The 18680-nt window shown below is 70.6% G+C and carries 18 protein-coding genes and 1 pseudogene; 12 read left to right on the top strand and 7 right to left on the bottom strand.

What is annotated here, in order from left to right:
- Nucleotides 1–63 precede the first annotated feature (63 nt).
- From RV986_RS22510 to RV986_RS22495, 4 genes are all read right to left on the bottom strand, one after another.
- Nucleotides 64–480, bottom strand: a complete 417-nt coding sequence (locus tag RV986_RS22510) for a tyrosine-protein phosphatase (protein WP_475924379.1) — start codon at nt 478–480, stop codon at nt 64–66.
- Between the two features lie 49 nt (nt 481–529).
- Nucleotides 530–748, bottom strand: coding sequence for a hypothetical protein (locus RV986_RS22505; RefSeq protein WP_475919122.1), 219 nt, complete (start codon nt 746–748; stop codon nt 530–532).
- Complete coding sequence (locus RV986_RS22500; RefSeq protein ID WP_475919121.1) at nt 748–1524, bottom strand: SDR family NAD(P)-dependent oxidoreductase; 777 nt, start codon at nt 1522–1524, stop codon at nt 748–750. Before RV986_RS22500 ends, RV986_RS22505 begins: the two co-directional genes overlap by 1 nt.
- Nucleotides 1525–1616: 92 nt before the next feature.
- On the bottom strand, nt 1617–1955 hold the full coding sequence (locus RV986_RS22495) for a YnfA family protein (RefSeq protein ID WP_475919120.1): 339 nt from the start codon (nt 1953–1955) through the stop codon (nt 1617–1619).
- Nucleotides 1956–2108: 153 nt separating this feature from the next.
- On the opposite strand from RV986_RS22495, the gene RV986_RS22490 reads away from it, so the two are divergent.
- Entirely contained in the window at nt 2109–2585 is a 477-nt protein-coding gene (locus tag RV986_RS22490) for a hypothetical protein (RefSeq protein ID WP_475919119.1), read from the top strand.
- A gap of 129 nt (nt 2586–2714) precedes the next feature.
- Nucleotides 2715–3278, top strand: coding sequence for a MarR family winged helix-turn-helix transcriptional regulator (locus tag RV986_RS22485; protein ID WP_475919118.1), 564 nt, complete (start codon nt 2715–2717; stop codon nt 3276–3278).
- Here the strand turns inward: RV986_RS22485 and RV986_RS22480 are convergent.
- Nucleotides 3272–3667 (bottom strand): annotated as a pseudogene (locus RV986_RS22480) (winged helix-turn-helix transcriptional regulator); the annotation flags it as partial. The gene RV986_RS22485 and the pseudogene RV986_RS22480 sit on opposite strands and share 7 nt — an antisense overlap.
- A gap of 124 nt (nt 3668–3791) precedes the next feature.
- Here RV986_RS22480 and RV986_RS22475 point away from each other — a divergent pair.
- Complete coding sequence (locus tag RV986_RS22475) at nt 3792–4682, top strand: NADP-dependent oxidoreductase (protein ID WP_475919117.1); 891 nt, start codon at nt 3792–3794, stop codon at nt 4680–4682.
- A gap of 116 nt (nt 4683–4798) precedes the next feature.
- Here RV986_RS22475 and RV986_RS22470 read toward each other — a convergent pair whose 3' ends face one another.
- Nucleotides 4799–6286 carry an MFS transporter gene (locus RV986_RS22470; RefSeq protein WP_475919116.1) on the bottom strand — a complete coding sequence of 496 codons (1488 nt, stop codon included), beginning with the start codon at nt 6284–6286 and terminating at the stop codon, nt 4799–4801.
- Between the two features lie 265 nt (nt 6287–6551).
- On the opposite strand from RV986_RS22470, the gene RV986_RS22465 reads away from it, so the two are divergent.
- The 7 genes from RV986_RS22465 to RV986_RS22435 all read left to right on the top strand — a co-directional run bounded on the left by RV986_RS22465 (nt 6552) and on the right by RV986_RS22435 (nt 15762).
- Nucleotides 6552–7832, top strand: a complete 1281-nt coding sequence (locus RV986_RS22465) for an ATP-binding protein (protein WP_475924378.1) — start codon at nt 6552–6554, stop codon at nt 7830–7832.
- Nucleotides 7833–8079: 247 nt separating this feature from the next.
- Nucleotides 8080–9168 carry an LLM class flavin-dependent oxidoreductase gene (locus tag RV986_RS22460; protein WP_475919115.1) on the top strand — a complete coding sequence of 363 codons (1089 nt, stop codon included), beginning with the start codon at nt 8080–8082 and terminating at the stop codon, nt 9166–9168.
- Nucleotides 9165–9797 (top strand): CE1759 family FMN reductase, encoded by a 633-nt coding sequence (locus RV986_RS22455; protein ID WP_475919114.1) that lies wholly within the window; start codon nt 9165–9167, stop codon nt 9795–9797. The genes RV986_RS22460 and RV986_RS22455 overlap by 4 nt, the downstream gene beginning before the upstream one ends.
- Nucleotides 9798–9913: 116 nt before the next feature.
- Nucleotides 9914–10750: a response regulator transcription factor gene (locus tag RV986_RS22450; protein ID WP_475919113.1), complete on the top strand. Its 837-nt coding sequence runs from the start codon at nt 9914–9916 to the stop codon at nt 10748–10750.
- Nucleotides 10751–12217 carry a sensor histidine kinase gene (locus RV986_RS22445; RefSeq protein ID WP_475919112.1) on the top strand — a complete coding sequence of 489 codons (1467 nt, stop codon included), beginning with the start codon at nt 10751–10753 and terminating at the stop codon, nt 12215–12217.
- Between the two features lie 463 nt (nt 12218–12680).
- Entirely contained in the window at nt 12681–14633 is a 1953-nt protein-coding gene (locus RV986_RS22440; protein ID WP_475919111.1) for an APC family permease, read from the top strand.
- A gap of 364 nt (nt 14634–14997) precedes the next feature.
- Nucleotides 14998–15762, top strand: coding sequence for a DUF4118 domain-containing protein (locus tag RV986_RS22435; protein ID WP_475919110.1), 765 nt, complete (start codon nt 14998–15000; stop codon nt 15760–15762).
- Nucleotides 15763–15879: 117 nt separating this feature from the next.
- Here the strand turns inward: RV986_RS22435 and RV986_RS22430 are convergent, their stop codons facing one another.
- Nucleotides 15880–16443: a hypothetical protein gene (locus tag RV986_RS22430; protein ID WP_475919109.1), complete on the bottom strand. Its 564-nt coding sequence runs from the start codon at nt 16441–16443 to the stop codon at nt 15880–15882.
- A 453-nt stretch (nt 16444–16896) separates the two neighbouring features.
- On the opposite strand from RV986_RS22430, the gene kdpF reads away from it, so the two are divergent.
- Both kdpF and kdpA read left to right on the top strand, forming a co-directional pair.
- Nucleotides 16897–16986 (top strand): K(+)-transporting ATPase subunit F, encoded by a 90-nt coding sequence (gene kdpF / locus RV986_RS22425; RefSeq protein ID WP_475915688.1) that lies wholly within the window; start codon nt 16897–16899, stop codon nt 16984–16986.
- An 8-nt stretch (nt 16987–16994) separates the two neighbouring features.
- The gene (gene kdpA / locus RV986_RS22420) at nt 16995–18659 is read left to right on the top strand and encodes a potassium-transporting ATPase subunit KdpA (protein ID WP_475919108.1); all 1665 of its coding nucleotides are present in this window, start codon (nt 16995–16997) and stop codon (nt 18657–18659) included.
- Nucleotides 18660–18680 lie beyond the last annotated feature (21 nt).

The raw sequence follows: 18680 nt of genomic DNA, 5'->3' as shown, positions 1-18680 counted from the left end.
AAAGGGAGGGCCCGGACAAGTCGGTTCGTCCGGGCCCTTTACTTGGTTCACGGCTGCCGTTGTTCACCTGGGCCCGGTGAGCTTGGCTTTCGCCATACGGGCACGACAGTGCCGGGTTCGAAATGATGCGAACCCTTCGTACCCGGGAGAATGACTACGGACTCGAGAAGGCCGAAGTCGTGGGCGGTCTGCCAGCGGGCCGCCTCGTCCCCGAGGCGGACCAGGGTGGGGATGTCGGCCTCGGTCGCCCGCTGGAAGGTGGTGTTCGGGGACGCGGCCCTTCGCGTCGATCTCCCAGGAGTAGCGGAGGTCCACGACCGTGCGGATGCCGAGGGAGAGGAAGAGATCCCAGTCCTGCGTCCCGGGGGTCAGTTTGCCGAGCGAGTCTGCGCGGTACAGGCGGGAGCGGCGGACCGTACGGCCGTCCGCGGTGGTGTATCCGCCCAGGTCGCGGAAGTTGTGCAGACGGGCGAAGGGCATGTGTCTGTTCACAGCGCGGCAGCGTACGGCGGACGTACGGCTGCCGCGATCACTTCGCGTGGGATATCGCGTAGATCATGACGAAGGCCACGATGTGGATGCCGAAGAGGAAGTACGCGAGGTACCACCAGACGTAGCGTCGGTTCTTCTTCTCCGCGGCCAGGTGGCGTTGCTCCAAGGAGGGCTCGTCCGGCGCCTCGTCCGGCGCCTCGCCCAGCGCCTCACCCTGCGCCTCGTCCGGCAGTCCGTCCGGCTGCCCGTTCGGCATCACAGGTCCCGGTGGACCTTGGTGTTCGACGCCTGGGCGCGGGGGCGCACCACGAGGAGGTCGATGTTGACGTGGCTGGGGCGGGTGACGGCCCAGGTGATGGTGTCGGCGACGTCGTCGGCGGTCAGCGGCTCGGCCACGCCCGCGTAGACCTTCGCCGCCTTTTCTGTGTCGCCGCCGAAGCGGGTCAGCGCGAACTCGTCCGTCTTGACCATGCCGGGCGCGATCTCGATGACCCGGACCGGTGTGCCGACGATCTCCAGGCGGAGGGTCTCGGCGAGGACGTGCTCGGCGTGCTTGGCGGCGACATAGCCGGCGCCGCCCTCGTAGGTGCTGTGGCCGGCGGTGGAGGAGAGGACGACGACCGTTCCGTCGCCGCTCGCCGTGAGGGCGGGGAGCAGGGCCTGGGTGACGTTCAGCGTGCCGATGACGTTCGTCTCGTACATCTGGCGCCACTCCGCCGGGTCGCCGGTCGCGACCGGGTCGGCGCCCAGCGCGCCACCCGCGTTGTTGACCAGGACGCCGATCGTCTTGAAGGCCCCGGCGAACTCGTCGACCGCCGCGCGGTCCGTGACGTCCAGTGCGTACGCGGTCGCCTGGTGGCCCGTCGCGTTGATCTCCTCGGCCAGCGCCTCGATACGGTCCTTGCGGCGGGCGGTCAGTACGACGCGGTAGCCGGCCGTGGCGAGCTGCCGGGCGGTCGCCGCGCCGATGCCGCTGCTCGCGCCGGTGACGACGGCGATACGGGAGGAGGCGGAGGGCACGGCGGACGTCATGAGCTGCTCCTAGGACGTGGCTGACTGGCGTACGTGGTGTGGTCGGTCCTTGTCAGGATAGGCAGGCGGTCGGCCTCCGCGGGGCCGTGGGCTCAGTTGCCGCCGCGCGGCGCGTACATGATCACGGCCATTCCGACGAGGCAGATCAGGGCGCCGGTCACGTCCCAGCGGTCGGGGCGGTAGCCGTCGGCGACCATGCCCCAGACGATGGAGCCGGCGACGAACACTCCGCCGTACGCGGCGAGGACGCGACCGAACTCGGCGTCCGGCTGGAGCGTCGCCACGAAGCCGTAGACGCCGAGCGCCATGACGCCCGCGCCGATCCAGAGCCAGCCGCGGTGCTCGCGCACGCCCTGCCAGACCAGCCAGGCGCCGCCGATCTCGAACAGCGCGGCGAGGACGAAGAGGGCGGCGGAACGGACGATCAGCATGCGGTCACCTTCGCACGGGCGGCATCCGCGGCTTCCAGGGGTGGCAGCCACGGCTTCCGTCACCTGATGGACGGCGCCTGTCCGGGGCCAGGGGTGGCATACATCGGGTGACCTGGTGAATGCGTGGGTGTTCCGAACAAAGGAAATGACGTCATGCGGATTCGGCTGCGGATGCGGAAGCTGTGCGTGCTGGGTGCCGGGGCGGCTCTGACGGTGGGCGGGGCGCAGTCCGCCGCCGCTCTCGTTCCCGAGGCCGATCTCGCCTATCACGGCTCGGTGACCATGGCGGACGGGCTCGTCGATCTGCGGCTGACCCCGCAGAACCACGGCCCGAGCACCGTCGACGAAGCCACGGTCCAGCTGAGCTGGTCCGCCCCGCTCGCGGATGCGCAGCGGCTGCCGGGGGGCTGCGCGCGCTCGGGCGAACGGGTGGTGGTGTGCCGGACGGGTGCGCTGGCCCCGAACGAGCCGGGGGACGAGATCCGGCTGGAGGTACGGCTGCGGGACGCGCCGTCCGAGGTGACGCTGGAGATCGACACGGTGTGGAGCGGCGGCGCGCTGGACCGCGATCGCGGGAACGACCAGGAGCGGGTGCTGGTGCTGGACACCGGGGACTCGTACGCCTTCTAGGCCGTATGAGCCGTATGAGCCTTATGGGCCTTCTGGCTCAAGGCGCTGTCTGTTCCCGTCCGGCGCTCTCTGCGTCGTACGCCTTCTGCGTCGTACGCTTTCTGCACGACGCAGACGAAGGGTGTGGTCATGGCCGGGAACGCGCGTGCGCGGCTGCTCGACGAGCTGTCCACCGTCTCGCGGCGCTACATGGCGTCGTACGCCCTCTTCAACCAGGCCCTCGCCGACCGGCTGAAGCTGCACCCCACGGACATGCAGTGCGTGAACCTGCTCAGTCTGGAGGGCGGGCCGGTGACGACCGGCCGGATCGCGGAGCTGACCGGTCTGACGACCGGCTCGGCGACGCGGCTCGTGGACCGGCTGGAGAAGGCGGGCTATGTCGTACGGCAGCGGGACGCCGTCGACCGGCGGCGGGTGCTGGTGGCGACCGTGCCGGAGAAGGTGGCCGAGTTCGGGCGGGTGTGGGACCGGCTGGGCGGTGGCTGGTACGCGCTGTTCGACGAGCTGGCGGACGATGAACTCGCCCTGATCATCGGGCACATGCGCCGCACGGTGGATCTGAGCGCGGAGCAGATCGCGCGTCTGCGGGGCGGGGACTTTCAGGACGCCGCAGACGCCGCAGACGCCGTGGATGCCACGGACGCCACGGACGCCGTGGATGCCGTGGATACCGCGGACGAGGCGTCGTCGTAACGCTTCCGTGCCTCGTTGACCTCCTCGATGTGCAGCTCCGCCCAGTCCTTCACGGCGGAGAGCAGGCCGGCGAGGCTGGCGCCGAGGGGGGTCAGTTCGTAGTCGACGCGTACGGGTACGGACGGGGTCACCGTGCGGATCACGATGCCGTCGCGCTCCAGTGAACGCAGGCTCTGCGTCAGCATTTTGGGGCTGACGCCCGCGATCTTGCGGCTCAGGTCGCTGTAGCGCATCGACGGCCCGTCGGCCTGGGCGAGCGCGCTGACGACCAGGCTGATCCATTTGTCGCTGATGCGGTCCAGGAGCTGGTTGGTGGGGCAGCTCCGGATGAACGCGTCGTACTCGATCCGTGCCTGCTCGCGCCGCTGGGCCGCGGTCGTGGTCGCCATGGCTCACCTCCGGGTGACGAACGCACCTTCAGGTGCGCACTTACCAATGGAGAGTAACTCTTCCTAGGGTTGCAGCAACGGGAGGGATACCCGGGCAGAACGTACTCAACCAGGGAGAGTCGGCATGCGTGCAGTAGTCGTGACGGCGTTCGGCGGGCCGGAAGCCGCGGAGATCGTGGAGACCGCGGTGCCGGAGCCGGGCGCCCGGCAGATACGGATCAAGGTCGCGGCCGCCGCGCTCAACCCGGTCGACGCGGGGGTCCGTGCGGGCGGCTTCGGGGGCGCCGGCGGGCGGTTCGGACTCGGCTGGGACGTGGCCGGGACCGTCGACGCGACGGGCGGGGCCACCGGGTGGAGTGTCGGGGACGAGGTGGTGGCGCTGTCGCACGGGACGGCCAAGTCCCTCGGCACGCACGCCGATTACGTGGTCGTGGACGCGGACGCGGTGGCCAAGGCGCCCGCCTCGGTCGACGCCGTGCACGCCGCCACCCTGCCCCTGAACGCCCTCACCGCGGCCCAGGCCCTGGATCTGCTGGCCCTGGAGCCGGGGCAGCGCCTGCTGGTGACGGGCGCGGCGGGCGCGGTCGGCGGTTACGCGGTCCAACTCGCCGCACGGCAGGGTGTTTCGGTGACGGCGGTGGCCCGCGAGGCCGACGAGGAGCTCGTACGGTCGCTGGGGGCGGCCGACTTCGCCTCGGACGGGGTCGCCGCGGGCAGTGTGGACGGCGTGCTGGACGCGGCGGTCCTCGGGGAGGCGGCGCTGGAGTGGGTGCGGGACGGCGGCGCGTACGTGGGGGTCATTCCGCCGACGCATCCGGCGTCCGTACGGGGCGTGCGGACCGACTCGGTGGGGGTGGTTGCCGACGGGGCGCGCCTCGCGGAACTGGTGGCGCTCGTCGACGAGGGGGTGCTCACGACCCGGGTCGCCGGGACGTACACGCTGGACGAGGCGGCCAAGGCGCACGCCCGGCTGGCGGAGGGCGGGCTGCGGGGGCGGCTGGTTCTGATCCCCTGAGTTGTCGGTGCTGCCGGATGCCTCCTGAGTTCTCGGCGGTACCCGATAGCTCCTGAGTTCTCGGCGGTGCCCGACATCTCCTGAGTTCTCGGCGGTGCCCGACATCTCCTGAGTTCTCAGTGGTGCCGTTCCTCCGGGGCCCTGAGCGGCAGCAGGCGTACGAGGGGGACGCACAGCAAGGTGATCGCGGCGACCACGGTGAGGCTCACCGCGGTGGCGTGGGCCTGGCCGCCGCCGGTCCTGAAGTAGACGGTGGTGACGGCGGCGGCTCCGACCGCGTTCGCCAGCTGCTGGACGGCGCCGAGGGAGCCGCCGGCGCTGCCCGCCTCCTCCGGCGCGATGTCACCGACGGTCACGTCGTACAGCGAACCGAAGCAGGTGCCCATGCCGAGGCCGACGACGAGCAGGGGCGGGACCAGGGCCCAGCCGCCGGTGTCCGTGCCGGAGGTGGCCGTGAGGGCGAGCAGGTGGCCGATCCCGGCGAGGGTGATGAGCAGGCCGAGGAGGACGAGGCGGCGGCCCAGCGCGCCGATGAGCCGGTAGCAGGCGATCGAGGCGATGACGATGCCGGCGGACAGCGGCATGAGGCCGAGCGCGGCGCCCGTGGGGGAGCGGCCGAGGCCCTGCTGCAGGAAGAGCGAGACGACGTAGAGGAGGCCCGCGACGGCGGCGAAGAAGACGATGCCGAGGACGAGTCCCGAGGTGAAGCCGCGGTTGTGGAGCAGGGAGGGCCGGATCAGGGGGCTGTCGGCGGTGCGCTGGCGGTGGCAGAAGAGGGCGAAGAAGACGACCCCGGCGGCGATGAGCAGGATGTTTGTGGGAGCCCAGCCGTGTGCCGAACCCTCGATGAGGCCGGAGAGCAGGGCGAGCATGGTGGCGCCGAGGAGGGCGGCGCCGGGGATGTCGACGGTGACCGAGCCGTCGCCGGTGTCGCCGGTGTCGCCGATGTCGCCGGTGGTGTCGCGGGTGTCGCCGGTGTTGCGGGTGTCGCGGGGAAGCAGGCGGGCGGCGGCGAGGAGGGCGGCGCCGCCGAGGGCGAGGTTGATGAGGAACATCGAGCGCCAGCCGAGGCCGGCGAGGTCCGTGTCGATGAGGAACCCGCCGAGGATCGGTCCGCCGACGGCCGAGAGCCCCATGACGGGGCCGAACAGGCTGTAGGCGCTGCCGATCCGGTCCCGGGGCCAGGTGGCGCCGAGGATGCCGAAGCCCTGCGGGACGACGAGTGCTCCGAAGGCGCCCTGGACGAGACGGGCGACGACGAGCGCGCCGGGGTTCGGTGCGAGGCCGCAGGCCACCGAGGCGGCGGTGAATCCGGCGAGGCCGGTGAGGAACAGGCGGCGGTGGCCGTACTTGTCGCCCAGCCGTCCGCCGAGGACGAGGAGTACGCCGAGGGTGAGGGCGTAGGAGGCGCCGAGCCACTGGATGAGGGAGGCGCCGCCGCCCAGGTCCTTCGCGATGGTGGGGGCGGCGATGTTCGTGAGGGTGCCGTCGAGGAGGTCGAGGACATCGGCGGCGAGGACCACACCGAGGATGGCCCAGCGGGTTCGGGCGGGCAGGGGTGCGGATTCTTCCGTATCTTTTGCGGCGTGCAGTATCTGCGTCACGCAGGTAAATGTGGCGGAGAGGGGCGGGCGCGGTCAAGGGGTTGTTCCGGGCGCGCCGCGCTCCGCCTGGTCAGCGGCAGTCCGTGCTCCGCCTGGTCGCCGGCAGTCCTCGCCCCGCCTGGTCCACCGGCGGCCCTCGCCCCGCTCCCCGCCCGGTCGCCGGGCCGGTGCTCCGCGCGGAGAATGGGCAGGGAGAACGGGCGGCGGCGGGACACGGTCATGGCGTCGAACGGGACACGGTCATGGCGTCGAAGAGGCGGCGATGATGCCGACGTGGCGATTGCGGGACTTCCACGACGACGACCTGGACCGTGCTGTCCAGATCTGGGACCAGGACCGGCAGCCGGGCGATTCGCCTCCCGCGTTCCCCATCTCCGAGGTGATGGCCGCGGCCAGGGCGGGCGGGCCCGCGGTCGTCGCGGTGGTCGGCGAGGACCTGGTGGGCATGGCGGTGGCGCAGACCCAGGGCGACCGGGCCTGGATCACGCTGGTGGCGCTCGCGGGGAGGTGGCGCAATCGGGGGATCGGGAGCGCCCTGGTCGCCGAGCTGGAGCGGCGCCTGCGTCTGCAGGGGATGCGCCGGATCAGCGCGCTGCTCGTCCCGGAGGCCACCGGAGCCACGGCCCTGGAGAACTCCGGTTACCGGATCCGTGAGGGGCTGATCTTCTACGAGAAGGTCGAGCATCTCGGCGCGAGCGACGCGGGTCTGCTCGCGGAGCTCGGCGGGAGGGTCCAGCCGCAGGGGCTCTGGACCGCCCTCGCGGGGATGGAGCGGGAGAAGGAGGCCATCGAGCGGCGGATCGTGCTGCCGCTGGCCGAGCCCGCGCTGGCCGACCGGTACGGGGTGCGGCCGCCGAAGGGGGTCATCCTCTTCGGGCCGCCGGGTACCGGCAAGACCAGCTTCGCGCGGGCGGTCGCCTCCCGGCTGGAGTGGCCGTTCGTGGAGCTCTTCCCCTCCCGGCTCGCGGCGGACGGCGCCGGGGGTCTGGCCGCCTCGCTGCGGGAGACCTTCGCCGATCTGGCCGGGCTGGAGACCGTTCTGCTGTTCATCGACGAGGTCGAGGAGATCGCCGGCGTCCGGTCGGGACTGGCCGTCGACCCGGGCCATGGAGTCACGAACGAGCTGCTCAAGCTGATCCCCGGCTTCCGCGACCACGACGACCGGCTGCTGATCTGCGCCACGAATTCCGTCCGCTCCCTCGATCCGGCGTTCCTGCGCCCCGGCCGGTTCGACTACGTCATACCGGTCGGTCCCCCCGATCCGGCCGCCCGGCAGGCGATCTGGCGGCGTTATCTGGGCCCCGCCGCCGACGGGGTCGAGCTGCACCGGCTGGTGGCGGCCACCGAGATGTTCACCCCCGCCGACATCGAGTTCGCCGCCCGCAAGGGTGCGCAGGCCGCGTTCGAACGCGAGGTCGCCGACCGCCGGGGGACGCCGGCCCGTACCGAGGACTACCTCGCCGCCGTCGCCGACACCCGTCCCACCCTCACCGACCAGGCGCTCACCGAGTTCCGAGAGGACATCGAACTCTACGTGCGCTTGTGATGCCGGACGTGCGTGTGATGCCGGGTGTGCGTGCGATGCCATGCGTCCATGCGATGCCATGCGTCCATGCGGTGTCAGGCACGCATGGGGTGCCGGGCACGCATGGGGTGCCGGGCACGTATGGGGTGCCGGGCACGCATGCGGTGCCGGGCCTCTGCCCCTCGACGTAGGGCACGCGGAATAGTCGAGTGGGGGGAATCGTTTGGGGGTATAGTTGAATCGTAAACAACTTGGAGGGTGAGCGACCATGCAGTTCGGGATCTTCAGTGTCGGCGATGTGACGCCGGACCCCACCACGGGCCGTACGCCGACGGAGGGCGAGCGGATCAAGGCCATGGTCGCGATCGCGCAGAAGGCCGAGGAGGTCGGCCTCGACGTCTTCGCCACCGGCGAGCACCACAACCCGCCGTTCGTGCCGTCGTCGCCGACGACGATGCTCGGCTACATAGCCGCGCGGACGGAGAAGCTCATCCTGTCCACGTCCACCACGCTGATCACCACCAACGACCCGGTGAAGATCGCCGAGGACTTCGCGATGCTGCAGCACCTGGCGGACGGACGGGTGGATCTGATGATGGGGCGGGGGAACACCGGGCCGGTGTATCCCTGGTTCGGCAAGGACATCCGCCAGGGCATCAACCTCGCCGTGGAGAACTACGCGCTGCTGCACCGGCTGTGGCGTGAGGACGTGGTGACGTGGGAGGGGAAGTTCCGTACGCCGCTGCAGTCGTTCACCTCCACGCCCCGGCCGCTGGACGGTGTGCCGCCGTTCGTGTGGCACGGCTCGATCCGCTCGCCGGAGATCGCCGAGCAGGCGGCGTACTACGGTGACGGCTTCTTCCACAACAACATCTTCTGGCCGGCCGACCACACCAAGCAGATGGTGGAGCTGTACCGGGAGCGGTACGCGCACTACGGGCACGGCACGCCGGAGCAGGCGATCGTCGGCCTGGGCGGGCAGGTGTTCATGCGGAAGAACTCGCAGGACGCGGTGCGTGAGTTCCGGCCCTACTTCGACAACGCGCCCGTCTACGGGCACGGACCGTCGCTGGAGGAGTTCACCGACCAGACGCCGCTGACGGTCGGCTCGCCCCAGCAGGTCATCGAGAAGACGCTCGGTTTCCGTGAGTACGCGGGTGACTACCAGCGCCAGCTGTTCCTGATGGACCATGCGGGGCTGCCGCTGAAGACCGTGCTGGAGCAGCTCGACCTGCTGGGCGAGGAGGTCGTGCCCGTGCTGCGTGCGGAGTTCGCCAAGGACCGTCCGGCCGACGTGCCGGACGCGCCGACCCATCAGGCCCTGGTGGCCACCGCTCAGGAGGTGAGCACGGTATGAAGCTCGTCGTCGTCTCGGCGGGGCTGAGTGTCCCGTCGTCCACGCGGCTGCTGGCCGACCGGCTGGCAGCGGCGACGGTCCGCGGAATGTCCGAGGAGACCGAGGTCGTCGTCGTCGAGCTGCGCGACCTCGCCGTCGAGATCGCCCACAACTTCACCAGTGGCTTTCCCGGGCGGGCCCTCGCCGCGGCGCAGGAGGCGGTGACCGCGGCGGACGGACTGATCGTCGTCACCCCGGTCTTCTCCGCCTCCTACAGCGGCCTGTTCAAGTCCTTCTTCGACGTGCTCGACCAGGACGCCCTGAGCGGGAAGCCCGTCCTGATCGCCGCGACCGGCGGCTCCGCCCGCCACTCCCTGGTCCTGGAGCACGCCCTGCGCCCGCTCTTCGCCTACCTGCGGGCCGTCGTCGTCCCGACCGCGGTGTATGCCGCCTCCGAGGACTGGGGCGCGGAAGGCCTGGCCGAGCGGATCGACCGGGCGGCCGGGGAACTGGGCATGCTGATGACGGGGACCACGGCGGTACGGCGTGCCGTGCCTGCCCAGTCCTCGGAGCCCGACCTGCCCGGTACGCACGGCGGCGGCTTGGAGGTCATCCCCTTCGAGCAGCAACTCGCCGCGCTGCGACCGTAGTTCGCGGCGGAGTCGCTGCCGCCCGGACCTGGGGAACGGTGAGAGCCGGGTAAGAAGCCCGCTCTCACCCCCACTCATCAGGTGGTACGCGTCCGGGGTGCAGGCAGACTGGTGGGGTGCCCCAGAATGTGCTGCTCGCCGAGGACGACCGTGCCATCCGCCATGCCCTGGAAAGGGCGCTGACGCTGGAGGGCTATGAGGTGACGGCCGTCGCGGACGGCGTCGAGGCGCTGGCCCAGGCCCACCGCACCCCACCGGACGTCCTCGTGCTGGACGTGATGATGCCCGGCATCGACGGGCTGCAGGTGTGCCGGGTGCTGCGCGCGGAGGGGGACCGTACGCCGATCCTGATGCTCACCGCGCTGGTGGAGACGGCCGATCGGATCGCGGGCCTGGACGCGGGGGCGGACGACTACGTGGTCAAGCCGTTCGACGTGGAGGAGGTCTTCGCCCGGCTGCGGGCCCTGCTCCGCCGGGCCGGTCCGGCGAACGGCGCCCCCGTGGACGTGGCGGCGTCGTCCGCGGCGTCCATGGCGTCATCGTCGGGTTCGGCATCGGCATCGGCGTCAGGTTCGGCATCGGCGTCGGGTTCGGCGTCGGGTTCGGCGTCGGGTTCGGGTTCGGGCTTGGCGTCCGCGGCGCGGGAGGCGCAGGGGCAGATCGGCGCGGCCGGGCTGCGTATGGACATCCAGGCGCGCCGGGCCTGGCGCGGACAGCGTGAGCTGGAGCTCACCCGTACCGAGTTCGAACTGCTCGAACTCCTGGTCCGCAACGCGGGCATCGTCCTCGACCACGCCACGATCTACGACCGTATCTGGGGCTACGACTTCGGCCCCGGCTCCAAGAACCTCGCCGTGTACGTGGGGTATCTGCGGCGCAAGCTGGACGGGCCGGGTGCCCCGGCGCTGATCCACACGGTGCGCGGCGTGGGGTATGTGCTGAGGGAGGACTGAGTGTCCCCCGGACGGCTCGCGGGGCTGCGGCCCCGGCGGCTGTCCTCCCTGCGTGCCACCTTCACCCTGTCCTTCGCGGCCGTGGCCGCCGCCGTCACCGTCCTCGTCGGCTTCCTCAGTTACGATGCCGCGGCCCGGCTGGTGCGCGTGGACCAGCAGACCGTCTTCTCCGAGGTCGTGCAGGATCTGCGCGAACAGGTGCGCGAGGCCCCGCTGGACCCGGGCGACTTCTCGTCCTCCGACCCCGATCACGACGGGCCGGTGGACGACATCATCCGGCCCAGCCGTACGGATGTGCAGGTGCTCGGGCGTGACGGGGCGGTCACCGACCGCGGAAGGCCCGCCCTGCCTGTCACCGCCGCCGACCGGGAGATCGCCCGGTCCGCGACCGCGGCCCGCTGGCTGGAGCACCGGGAGGTCGACGTCGTCGGCGACCGCTACCGGGTGGCGACCGTCGCGCTCGGCGGCGGGCGGGGCGCGGTGCAGGTGGCCCAGCAGCTCAGCGACACGGAGGATCTGCTGCGGGAGCTGCAGCAGCGGACCGTGCTGCTGGTGTCGGCGGTGGTGATCGCGGCGGGGCTGTTCGGCTGGTGGCTGGCCCGGCGGATCACCCGGCGGCTGGTGCGGCTCGCCGGGGCCGCGGAGGACGTGGCGCGCACCGGGCGGCTCGGCATTCAGGTGCCGGTGGCCGGATACGACGAGGTGGCCCGGCTCGGCCGCTCCTTCGACCGGATGCTCGGCCGGCTCGCCCAGTCCGAGGAGGACCAGCGGCGCCTGGTCCAGGACGCGGGACACGAACTCCGTACGCCGCTGACCTCGCTGCGCACCAACATCTCCATGCTCCGGCGTATCGACGAGCTGCCGCCCGCCGCCCGTGAGGAACTGGTCGCCGACCTGGCCCAGGAGTCCCGGGAACTGACCGACCTCGTCAATGAGCTGGTCGCGCTCGCGGCCGGGCAGTCCGACACCGAACCCGTGCAGCGGATCGACCTGGCCGACCTCGCCGAGGACGTCGCGATCGCCTCCCGGCGGCGGAGCGGGCGGGACATCGTGGTGCACGTGGGCGGCGACACGACGGTCGACGGTCGTCCCACGGCGCTGGCGCGGGCGATGTCCAATCTGGTGGAGAACGCGGCCAAGTTCGACCGCGACGGCGGGGCGCCGATCGAGATTGCCGTCACGGGCCCCGTCGGCGGCCACGGCCGTCCGGGCAACGTCCGGATCGAGGTCCTCGACCGTGGTCCGGGCATCGCCGAGGGCGATCTCGTCCGCCTCTTCGACCGTTTCTACCGTGCCGCCGACGCCCGCAGCCTGCCCGGCTCCGGCCTCGGCCTCTCCATCGTCCGCGAGGTGGCCACCGGCCACGGCGGAGCACCGTTCGCCTTCCGGCGGGACGGGGGAGGCGCGGTGATCGGCTTCACCGTGAGCGGCGGCCGCCCGCTGGACGAGGCCGACCGGACCGACTAGGTCGGCGAGCTGGACCGACCAGGTTGGCGAGCTGGACCGTCCAGGCCGGCGAGCTGGACCGACCAGGCCGGCGAGGTCGGCGGGGCCGGCGAGGGAGAAGCCGTATGAGACCCCGTATGAGACCCCGTACGGGAAGCCGTACGAGAAGCGTGGTGGATTCGTCAGGAAGCCGTATGGGACCCCGTGGCGGACTCGCCCGGACGGCGTGGCGGACCCGTCAGGAAGTCGTATGGAACACGTATGGAACACGTATGGATCCGACCGCTCCTCGTGGTGCCGACGGCGCTCTCCGTGACCACAATGGGCGGCACGGACAAGCGGAAACGTTGCTCTCGACAGGGTTCTGCGCGGGCTCTCCACATGCGCGGGACCCCAGGCCTGTGGATCACTGGTTGCATACGCTGACCCGGCCGTCCGTCCGGCGGCAGGAATCCCACGTTGGCAGCACGTCAGGAGCACACCGATGGCCACCACCCACACCGACCCGCGGACGAGTCGGCTGCGCGCGTGGATGCTGGAGGGGATGGCCGACATGGGCAAGGCCCCCCAGGGGCCGCACGCCCAGCCGGAGCCCGTGCACCGGGGCCAGCGCTGGTGGCGGGTGATGTGCCTGACCGGTGTCGACTACTTCTCCACGCTGGGCTACCAGCCCGGCATCGCCGCCCTGGCCGCCGGGCTGCTGTCCCCGGTGGCCACGATCGTGCTGGTGATCGTCACTCTGGCGGGCGCACTGCCGGTGTACCGGCGGGTGGCCGAGGAGAGCCCGCGCGGCGAGGGCTCGATCGCGATGCTGGAGCGGCTGCTGTCGTTCTGGAAGGGCAAGCTGTTCGTCCTGACGCTGCTGGGCTTCGCCGCCACCGACTTCCTGATCACCATCACCCTGTCGGCGGCGGACGCCTCCACCCACCTGGTGGAGAACCCGCACCTCACCAGCACACTGCACGACAAGCAGATGCTGATCACGCTCGTCCTGGTGGCGCTGCTCGGCGCGGTGTTCCTCAAGGGCTTCCTGGAGGCGATCGGCGTCGCGGTGGTCCTGGTGGGGATCTATCTGTCGCTCAACGTGGTGGTCGTGGTCGTGGGCTTCTGGCACGTGGCCACCGCCGGGCACGTGGTCACCGACTGGACGAACGGGCTCACCGCCGAGCACGGAAACGTTCTTGCCATGGTCGGTGTCGCCCTCCTGGTCTTCCCGAAGCTGGCCCTCGGTCTCTCCGGCTTCGAGACCGGTGTGGCGGTCATGCCGCACGTCCAGGGCGACCCCGAGGACACCGAGGCCAAGCCGACCGGCCGTATCCGGGGCACGAAGAAGCTGCTGACCACGGCCGCCGTGATCATGAGCGTCTTCCTGATCGCGACCAGCTTCATCACCACCCTCCTCATCCCGGAGAACGAGTTCAAGACGGGCGGCCAGGCCAACGGCCGCGCGCTCGCCTATCTGGCCCACGAGTACCTCGGCAATGCCTTCGGCACGGTCTACGACGTCTCCACGATCGCGATCCTGTGGTTCGCGGGCGCCTCCGCGATGGCCGGACTGCTCAACCTGATGCCCCGCTATCTGCCCCGCTACGGCATGGCGCCGCACTGGGCGCGCGCCGTCCGCCCCATGGTGATCGTCTTCACCCTGGTGGCGTTCCTGGTCACCTGGATCTTCGACGCGAACGTGGACGCACAGGGCGGCGCCTACGCCACCGGTGTCCTCGTCCTCATCAGCTCCGCCGCCATCGCCGTGACCATCGCCGCGCGCAAGGCCGGCCAGCGCAACTGGACCGTCGCCTTCGCCGTCATCTCCGCGGTCTTCCTCTACACGACCGTGGTGAACGTCATCGAGCGCCCCGACGGTGTCAAGATCGGTGCCTGCTTCATCGCCGGGATCATCCTCGTCTCGCTGCTCTCCCGGCTGGCCCGCGCCTTCGAGCTGCGGGTGACCAGTGTGCATCTGGACGACATGGCGGAGCGGTTCGTACGGGACATAGCCAGTCGGCGGATCCGGTTCATCGCCAACGAGCCCGACACCCGTGACCTCACCGAGTACCGCGAGAAGATCGAGCAGATCCGCGCCGACAACGACGTCCCGTCCCAGGAGGACTTCGTCTTCGTCGAGGTCACCATCCTCGACCCCTCCGAGTTCGAGGCGGGCCTGACCGTACGCGGCGAAGTCCTGCACAAGCGCTACCGGGTCCTGACGCTGGAGTCCTCCTCCGTCCCCAACGCCCTGGCCGCGCTGCTCCTGCACGTCCGCGACAGCACCGGCTGCATTCCGCACGTCTACTTCGAGTGGACCGAGGGCAACCCCTTCACCAACTTCCTCCGCTTCTTCCTCTTCGGCCAGGGCGAGGTCGCCCCCGTCACCCGCGAGGTCCTCCGCGAGGCCGAGCCGGTGCGCGCACGGCGCCCGCGGGTCCACGTCGGCTGACCGGCCGACACCGACAACACCACGGGGCCCGGACCGGGACCGGCTCTCTCCCGGGGCCCGGCCGGAGGCCCGCCCTTCGCCGAGCAGGCCGGGCATCCCCGTGGCACAGGGACCGCGGAGGGGGGATTATGAGCGCAGGAGGCGACGAGAAATGACCGGCAATCCGCCGGCTCGACCGGCTCACCACCTTTTGGCCCACCGTCCGCGCCATCCGAGCCCGCGCGCCCGGACACCGCGCGATCCGGTGCCCGACGATCCGACGCCGCGCGCCCCGGCAACCGGCCGCGCGACGACCGGCCGTCCGATGACCGGCGGCGCGACGACCGGCCGTCCGATGAGCGGCCGCCCCATGACTGGTCGCCGCATGACGTCTCATTCGCTGGTACGTCTTCCGTCGCGGGGCTGGACGGCACTCGCCGCGGGCCTCCTGGGTCCCCTCGCGACGGCGCTCATCCTCGTCCCCTTCCGCACGGACCTGTCGCACACGAACGCGGCACTGATCCTGGTCGTGGTGGTCGTCGCGGTCGCCGCCCTCGGCAGCCGTACGGCGGGCGCGCTCGCGGCGCTGTCGGCGACGGCCTGGTTCGACTTCTTCCTCACCCGCCCGTACCAGGGGTTCGGCATGACCGACTCCACCGACATCGGGACGGCGGCGCTGCTCCTGGTCGTGGGACTGATCGTCTCCCAGCTCGCGGCCCGGGCCCGCCGCCTCGAAGTGATCACCGTGACGGACGCGGGCTATCTGGCCCGTATCCACGAGACGGCCGACCTCGCCGGCTCCAGCACCTCCCCGGACGCCGTGGTCGACCACGTCCGCGGTCAGCTGATCGAACTCCTCGGCCTGCGCGCCTGCCGCTTCGAGTTCGGCACCCTCTTGGGGCACCCGGCACGGCTGGAACCGGACGGATGCGTCACGGTCGGCCGCAAGCGCTGGGACATCGACGGCCGGGGCTGGCCGGACGGCGAGACAGAACTGCGTACGTACGCGGGCGGTCACTACGTAGGCCGCTTCATGCTCACCCCCGGTCCGGGTGCCGTGCCGCCCCTCCAGGCCCGGCTGGTGGCCGTCGCCCTCGCCGACCGGACGGGCGGGGCACTGGACACGACGGGTCGGACGACGGACGCCTGACAGGGTCCAGGGACGCCTGACAGGGTCCAGGGACGCCTGACAGGGTCCAGGGACGCCTGACTGGGTCCGGATTTGAAGAGCCGTGAGCCGTCGGCTACTTCCTACTTCAGCTACTTCCTACTTCAGCCCCGACACCCTGAACACCGTCAGCGCCGTTTCGCGGTCGATCCGTTCCGAGACGCGGTTCAGCGCGGTCGTTCCGCAGGTCAGCGTGGCGCGCCGGGCGGAGACCCGGGCGTCCTGGTCCAGGCGGTGCCACAGCGGAGGGTTGGCGACCAGGACACGAGGGTCGATCTCGACGCGCGCGCCGAACGTGTCCCGCAGGACGAGCCGCTGTCCGACACCGTCCAGGCAGCGCACCGACACCAGGTGGTCGGTCCGCACCCGCCGGGTGCGCAGCAGCCCGCGCGCGGCCAGCCAGCCCTCACCCGCGGCGACGCGGGTGGGGTACAGCACCAGGAACAGCAGCGCCGCGAGCGTGATCCACAGGGTGGCGCGCAGGGCCGTGAGGGTGCCCGCTCCCCAGTCGATGAGCAGGAGGAGGGCGAGGAGCGCGGCGGCGCAGCGGATCGAGCTGCGCAGATCCTGGGCCCAGAGGCGGTCGCGTGCCACTTCCGCGAGGGGTGTCGTGGGTGCGTCGACCGCGTTGCGCGCGTCGTAGCGGCGGTTGCGGCGTTCCATGAGAACGACCGTAGAGACAGGAGGGGCCGGGGTCAGCATGCTTTGACGGGTCTCTGATGGCCCCGGCGTCAAGGTTGCGACAAGGACGCCCGGGAGGAGTGGAAGCCGGGGGGTCCCACTCGTTCGGCTGGCCTCCGAGCGCAGGGCGCCGGGCCGCCCCATAGCGTCGTACGTGTGTCGGTACGTGTGCGGTTCCGCCTCTCCTGACCCTTCTCCCGACCCTCTCCCGGTTTCCGCTTCTGCCCGGACGTATGGGATGCGTCAAAGGCGTATGGGCCGCCGTATGGGAGGTGTCAACGGTGGCCAAATCCGGCCAGAGAGGCGCTTTCCTTCTAACCGTCCGTTCGTTCCGTACCTCTTCTAGGAGCTCACGATGGCCGACGTGGCCTTCGTCGTCACCACGATCGCGGTGTTCGCGCTGGTGGCCCTCGTCGCCAAGGGGGTGACGAAGCTGTGACTGCCGAGAACGTTGTCGGTCTGGTCGTGGCCGTCGCTCTGCTGGGCTATCTGATTGTTGCCCTCGTCTTCCCGGAGAGGTTCTGAGTCTCGATATGAGTCCCGTCCTCGCCGGCGTGCTCCAGCTGCTCGCGCTGATAGCGGCGCTGGCGCTCGCCTACATTCCCCTCGGCGACTACATGGCCAGGGTCTACTCCTCCGACAAGCACTGGCGTGTCGAGAAGTGGATCTACAAGGGCATCGGTGCCAATCCGAACACGGAGATGCGCTGGCCGGCTTATCTGCGCGGTGTCCTGGCCTTCTCCGCGGTCGGTGTCCTCTTCCTCTATCTGCTGCAGCGTCTGCAGGGTCATCTGCCGGGCTCGCTGGGCTTTGCCGCCATCGATCCGGACCAGGCGTTCAACACGGCCGCGTCGTTCGTGTCGAACACCAACTGGCAGTCGTACTACGGCGAGCAGGCCATGGGTCATGTCCTGCAGACCGGTGGTCTGGCGGTGCAGAACTTCGTCTCGGCCGCGGTCGGCATCGCCGTCGCGGTGGCGCTCGTACGCGGCTTCTCGCGTTCGCGCACGGGTGAGCTCGGCAACTTCTGGGCGGACCTGGTGCGCGGCACGGTCCGTATCCTGCTGCCGCTCTCGGTCGTCGCCGCGATCATCCTGGTCGCCTGCGGCGCCATCCAGAACTTCGCGGGGATCCACTCGGTGGGCCAGTTCATGGGCGGCTCGCAGCAGTGGAACGGCGGTGCGGTCGCCTCGCAGGAGGCCATCAAGGAGATCGGGACCAACGGCGGCGGCTACTTCAATGCCAACTCCGCGCATCCCTTCGAGAACCCGACGCCGTTCTCCAACCTGTTCGAGATCTTCCTGCTCCTGGTCATCCCGTTCGCGCTGACCCGCACCTTCGGCCGTATGGTCGGCAGCCTGAAGCAGGGCTATGCGATCCTCGCCACGATGGCGACGATCTGGGTCGGTTTCGTCGCGCTGATGATGTGGACGGAGTTCGCCCACCACGGCCCGGCGTTCCAGATCGCGGGCGGTGCGCTGGAGGGCAAGGAGCAGCGGTTCGGTGTCGGCGCCTCGTCGATCTTCGCGGTGTCGACCACCCTGACCTCGACGGGTGCGGTGGACTCCTTCCACTCCTCGTTCACCGGCCTCGGCGGCGGCATCACGATCCTGGGCATGCAGCTGGGTGAGATCGCACCCGGTGGTACCGGTTCGGGTCTCTACGGCATGCTGATCATGGCGGTGATCGCGGTGTTCATCGCCGGGCTGATGGTCGGGCGCACGCCGGAGTACCTGGGCAAGAAGATCGGGACGCGTGAGATCAAGTTCGCGGCCTGTTACATCCTCATCACCCCGGCGCTGGTGCTCGTCTTCACGGCCGCGGCGATGGCGCTGCCGACGCCCGGCAATTCGATGACCAACAGCGGGGCGCACGGCTTCTCCGAGATCCTGTACGCGTATTCGTCGGGTGCGAACAACAACGGTTCGGCGTTCGCGGGTCTGAACGCGGACACGCAGTGGTTCAACAGCACGATCGGGCTGGCGATGCTGCTGGGCCGTTTCCTGCCGATGGTGTTCGTGCTGGCGCTGGCGGGTTCGCTGGCCGAGCAGAAGCCGGTCCCGGCGACCGCGGGCACCCTGCGCACCGAGAAGCCGCTGTTCACGGGTCTGCTGGTGGGCGCGATCCTGATCATCACCGGTCTGACCTACTTCCCGGCCCTGGCGCTGGGTCCGCTGGCCGAGGGGCTGGCGTCATGACCACTCGGATAGAGAAGCAAG

It is taken from the genome of Streptomyces sp. RLA012, assembly GCF_056270325.1.
This window is presented reverse-complemented; position numbering and strand designations above follow the sequence as displayed.